6 protein-coding genes and 1 pseudogene are annotated in these 3,799 nt (G+C 68.7%); 6 read left to right on the top strand and 1 reads right to left on the bottom strand.

From position 1 onward, the window contains the following. On the bottom strand, positions 1-331 hold a 331-nt coding region (locus tag QZ847_RS05455; protein WP_294353972.1), incomplete at its 3' end, for a hypothetical protein. 22 nt (positions 332-353) lie between these two features. On the opposite strand from QZ847_RS05455, the gene QZ847_RS05450 reads away from it, so the two are divergent. The 6 genes and pseudogenes from QZ847_RS05450 to QZ847_RS05425 form a co-directional block, all read left to right on the top strand. Then, positions 354-1,049, top strand: coding sequence for a flagellar hook-length control protein FliK (locus tag QZ847_RS05450; RefSeq protein ID WP_294353969.1), 696 nt, complete (start codon positions 354-356; stop codon positions 1,047-1,049). A gap of 15 nt (positions 1,050-1,064) precedes the next feature. Continuing rightward, positions 1,065-1,694, top strand: a complete 630-nt coding sequence (locus tag QZ847_RS05445; RefSeq protein ID WP_294353966.1) for a flagellar basal body-associated FliL family protein — start codon at positions 1,065-1,067, stop codon at positions 1,692-1,694. Positions 1,695-1,700: 6 nt separating this feature from the next. Further along, positions 1,701-2,663, top strand: a complete 963-nt coding sequence (locus tag QZ847_RS05440) for a FliM/FliN family flagellar motor switch protein (protein WP_294193165.1) — start codon at positions 1,701-1,703, stop codon at positions 2,661-2,663. Then, positions 2,660-2,950: a flagellar motor switch protein FliN gene (fliN, locus tag QZ847_RS05435; protein WP_294193163.1), complete on the top strand. Its 291-nt coding sequence runs from the start codon at positions 2,660-2,662 to the stop codon at positions 2,948-2,950. Before QZ847_RS05440 ends, fliN begins: the two co-directional genes overlap by 4 nt. A gap of 11 nt (positions 2,951-2,961) precedes the next feature. Then, positions 2,962-3,306, top strand: coding sequence for a flagellar biosynthetic protein FliO (locus QZ847_RS05430; protein ID WP_294353963.1), 345 nt, complete (start codon positions 2,962-2,964; stop codon positions 3,304-3,306). Continuing rightward, a pseudogene (locus QZ847_RS05425) lies at positions 3,303-3,799 on the top strand (flagellar biosynthetic protein FliP); the annotation flags it as partial. The gene QZ847_RS05430 and the pseudogene QZ847_RS05425, both read left to right, overlap by 4 nt.

Below are 3,799 nucleotides of genomic sequence, written 5' to 3'. Positions count from 1 at the left end.
CATTGCCGCTCGCGACATCGGCGGGAACAGCCACGTCGGTCAGTGCTCCCGAACAAGCGTTCAGGCTCTCGCCCACGCAGCTGCGTGTTCCCGCGACGCAAGCAATGACGACGACGGCGGGGGCAGCGGCGCGTGGCGCCGTGACCTCCGGTACGGGTGTGCGTGATGCGGTTTCGCCACGCCCGAACCTGGCGATGGGGTCTTCGATGCCGGCGGGCGGGTTGAGCGCCCCGACATTTGCTCCTGTGTCGCCATCGAGTGACGTAGCAGTGTCGTTCGCCCCGGCGGGCCCGGCGCCTTTCGTCGTTCCGGCTTCGGCACCGGTCACCATCCCGACCACTTCCATCGCGCCTGTGGCGCACGAACAGCCAGGGCCGCACGCCGGTATCGGACCCGGTGCGACTGCGCGCGAGGCCGCGTCGATCGCCTCACCGCCACGCATCGCGCTCGACCTGCCCGCGACACCCCTGCGCCCGACCAGCGCGCCGGCCGCCCAGGTCTTCGCCGCTGCGATCCACCGTGCGCTGGGCGAGCAGGACATGCGCCAGCCCGGCGACGCGATGCCGGCACCCGCGCCGCTCGCACCCGTGATCCCCGGCGTGGCCGCCGCTGGCGCCGCGCAGCAGGGCACGCTCGACATGCGGCACGAACACTGGCCCGCGGCGATGATCGAGCGGATCGTGACCTTGCGCGACATGGCGGCGGAGAACGACACGCGGCTGCGGCTGTCGCCCGACATGCTGGGCACGATCGACGTGTCGCTGAAGCGCGACGGCGACCAGGTGCAGGTGCAGATCACTGCCGAGCAGGCGCAGACGCGTCAGCTGCTGGCCGACGCGCAACCGCGATTGACCGAACTGGCCGATGCGCGCGGCGTCAAACTGCAACTGAGCGGCGGCCACGCCGGCGGCGCGGGCCAGCAGCCCGGCGCCGGGAACGGTAGCGGCGGCGACGCACCACGGCAGCAGGCGCCCGCCACCCCCTTTTCAACCCGTCCGCGCAGTGCCGAGCACGGCGCGACGGACGACACCGACCAACGCATTGCCTGAAAAAGGACCTGATCGATGAGTGACAAGGCAGAAGCCGCGCCCACGCCCAAGAAGAAGGGCAAGCTGGTGAAGATATTGGGCCTGGTGCTGGGCGTCGGCGTGCTGGTCGGCGGCGGCGTCGGCGCGGGGCTGTACGCCGCCAGCAGCGGCATGGTCGGCGGTGCGCACGGCGCGGCGAAGGAAGATCCGAACAAGCCGCATCTGGTGCGCAAGTCCGAGCAGAAGCGTGCCGGTGACGGCGGCGGCGAGGGCGGACACGGCGGCGGCGAAAGTGCACCCGCCAGCCACGGCGGCCTTGCCACGCCCGAAAGCATGGCAGGCGACAAATACGCCTCCAACTATTACCCGCTCGAGAAGGAATTCACCTCCAATCTGCAGGACTCGACCCACTTCGTCCAGGTCGGCGTCGCGGTCTCGACGCCGTACGACGACAAGGTGATCGAGCACATGAAGACCAACGACATCGCGATCCGCTCCGCGATCCTGATGGCGCTGGGCGACACCACCGAGGATCAGGTGTTCACCAGCCAGGGCAAGCTGCAGCTGGCGCGTAGACTGACCGTCGCGATCAACGGCGTGCTTGAACAAAAGGAAGGTTTCGGCGGGATCAGTAACGTCTACTTTACCAATTTCGTTGTTCAGTGAACGGGCATGGTTAACAGGCCCGCAACCCCCGAATCACCCGCCGCTCGCAAGGGCGGCCGTGCCGCGTCCGAACGTCGCGAGCGGACGCGCGACGCGGGCCAGGCGGACGCGGGGCTGCTGGGTCAGAGCAAGCTCCACCCCTTCGGCGACCTCCACACGTTGCAACACCTGTCGGCACGCCTCGCGCGCAACCTGCGCCCGGTGTTCGAGGGATATATGCGGGTCGAGGCGCGCTGCTGGGCCGAGCCGCTGGAGGTCGTCCGCTTCGCCGATTACCGGGCTGAGCGCGGCGACGCGCTGACCGCGTGGCTGCCGATGGGGATGGACGGACGCGTGATGCTGTGCGCGTTCGACGGTGCGTTCGTCGTCGGGCTGCTCGACATCTTCTTCGGTGGCACGGGCGCTGCGCCGATCACCGCGACCGACCTGTCGCCCGCCGCCGAGGCGCTGGTGACGCGGCTTGGCGCAGGCATCGCCGATCAGCTCGAGCTGACGTGGGAACCGGTCGCGCGCGCGGCCTTCTCGGTCGGCAGCTGCGAGACCAATGCGGCGCATGTGTCGGGGATAGAGGGCGACGAGGTCGTCGTCGTCACCCGCTTCGGCGTGGCGGGCGAGAACGCCAAGCCGGTGTTCGTCGACCTGCTCTATCCGGTTGCGGCGCTGAAACCCTTTACCCAGGTGCTGACCGGCAAGGTCGTCGCCAAGCCCGCCGAGGCCGATGCCGAGTGGCAGATGGGGCTGACCCGCGCCGCGATGACGGTGCGCATGCCCGTCCGCTCGGTGCTGGCCGAGCCGGTGCTGCCGCTGCACCGGTTGATGGACCTGAAACCCGGCGACGTGATCCCGATCGCGTTCAACAACGACGTGCCGATCGTCGTCGGCAAGAACTGCATCGGCAGCGGCACCGTCGGCACCTCCAACGGTCGCGCTGCGATCCGCATTTCCAAGCTCGAAGGACCTATCGCATGAACGACATGACCGCCGATTTCGCGGTGGACTCGGCTGTTGCGGCCAACCTGCGGCTGTTGCAGGACGTCGACGTCAAGCTGACGGTGGAGATCGGATCGACCACGCTCGCGCTGCGCGAGCTGCTGGCACTCAGCGAAGGCAGCGTGATCGAGCTCGACCGGCAGGCGGGCGAATTTCTCGACGTGTTCGTCAACGGCACACTGATCGGCCGCGGCGAAGTGGTGACGGTGGGCGAGCGCTTCGGCGTCAAGCTGCTCGAGCTCGTCTCGCCCGAGAAGCGCGGCTGAGGCGACACGCCATGATGTGGACTTACGTGCTCAAGCTGATCGTGCTGTTGCCGCTGGTGTGCGGGCTGATGATCGGGTCGCTGTATCTCTGGCGCAAGCTGGAGACGCGGATGCCGGGTGCGGCCGCGACGCGGACGATCGCGGTGCGCGAGACGATGATGATCTCGCCCGGCGTCAAGCTGGCGGTGGTCGAGTTCGAGGGGCGTCGCCTGCTCGTCTCGGTCGCGCGCACCGGCGTCACGCTGGTCGACAAAGGCGGCGTGGTGACTGCGTCCGATGAGCTCGCGCCCGCAGCAGCACCGACGCCGTCGTTCCGCGACGCGTTCGCAAATCTGACGCGTGGAGGACGCGCGTGAGCATCACCGTTACCCGTACCGGGCGCGGCCCGGCGCTGATCGCGCCGGTCGCGCCGCGCGCGCAGACCTCGCACGGCTGGGTGCGTGTCGTGCTGGCGCTCGCCGCGATCGTCATCATGTTGTGCATCGCGGTTCCCGCCTTCGCGCAGGTTGCCCCGCCCGCTGGCGCACCCGCGGCGCCCGCGCCGGGTGTCGGTGACGCGATCGACCGCGCGCTGGGACAGCTCTCGCGGGGTGACGCCAATGCGACGCCGGGTGGCGGATCGCTGTCGCTCTCTTTGCAGGTCCTCATCATCATGGGGCTGCTCACGGTGCTGCCCGGCATCGTGCTGATGATGACCAGCTTCACGCGGATCATCATCGTGCTGTCGATCTTGCGCCAGGCGATGGGATTGCAGCAGACGCCGCCCAATCAGGTGCTGATCGGGCTGTCACTGTTCCTCAGCTTCTTCGTGATGGCGCCGGTGGTGAACCAGATCAACACGACCGCGAT

Origin of the sequence: uncultured Sphingomonas sp. (assembly GCF_913778135.1) — a bacterium.
Classification (GTDB): Bacteria; Pseudomonadota; Alphaproteobacteria; order Sphingomonadales; family Sphingomonadaceae; genus Sphingomonas.
The sequence above is the reverse complement of the archived record's forward strand: the minus strand, read 5'-3'. Positions and strand labels throughout refer to the sequence as shown.

Excerpts from the sequence above, each read along its gene's own strand:
- fliN (WP_294193163.1), top strand. The coding sequence starts at position 2,660 with ATGAACGACATGACCGCCGATTTCGCGGTGGACTCGGCTGTTGCGGCC.
- QZ847_RS05430 (WP_294353963.1), top strand. The coding sequence starts at position 2,962 with ATGATGTGGACTTACGTGCTCAAGCTGATCGTGCTGTTGCCGCTGGTG.
- QZ847_RS05440 (WP_294193165.1), top strand. The coding sequence starts at position 1,701 with ATGGTTAACAGGCCCGCAACCCCCGAATCACCCGCCGCTCGCAAGGGC.
- QZ847_RS05445 (WP_294353966.1), top strand. The coding sequence starts at position 1,065 with ATGAGTGACAAGGCAGAAGCCGCGCCCACGCCCAAGAAGAAGGGCAAG.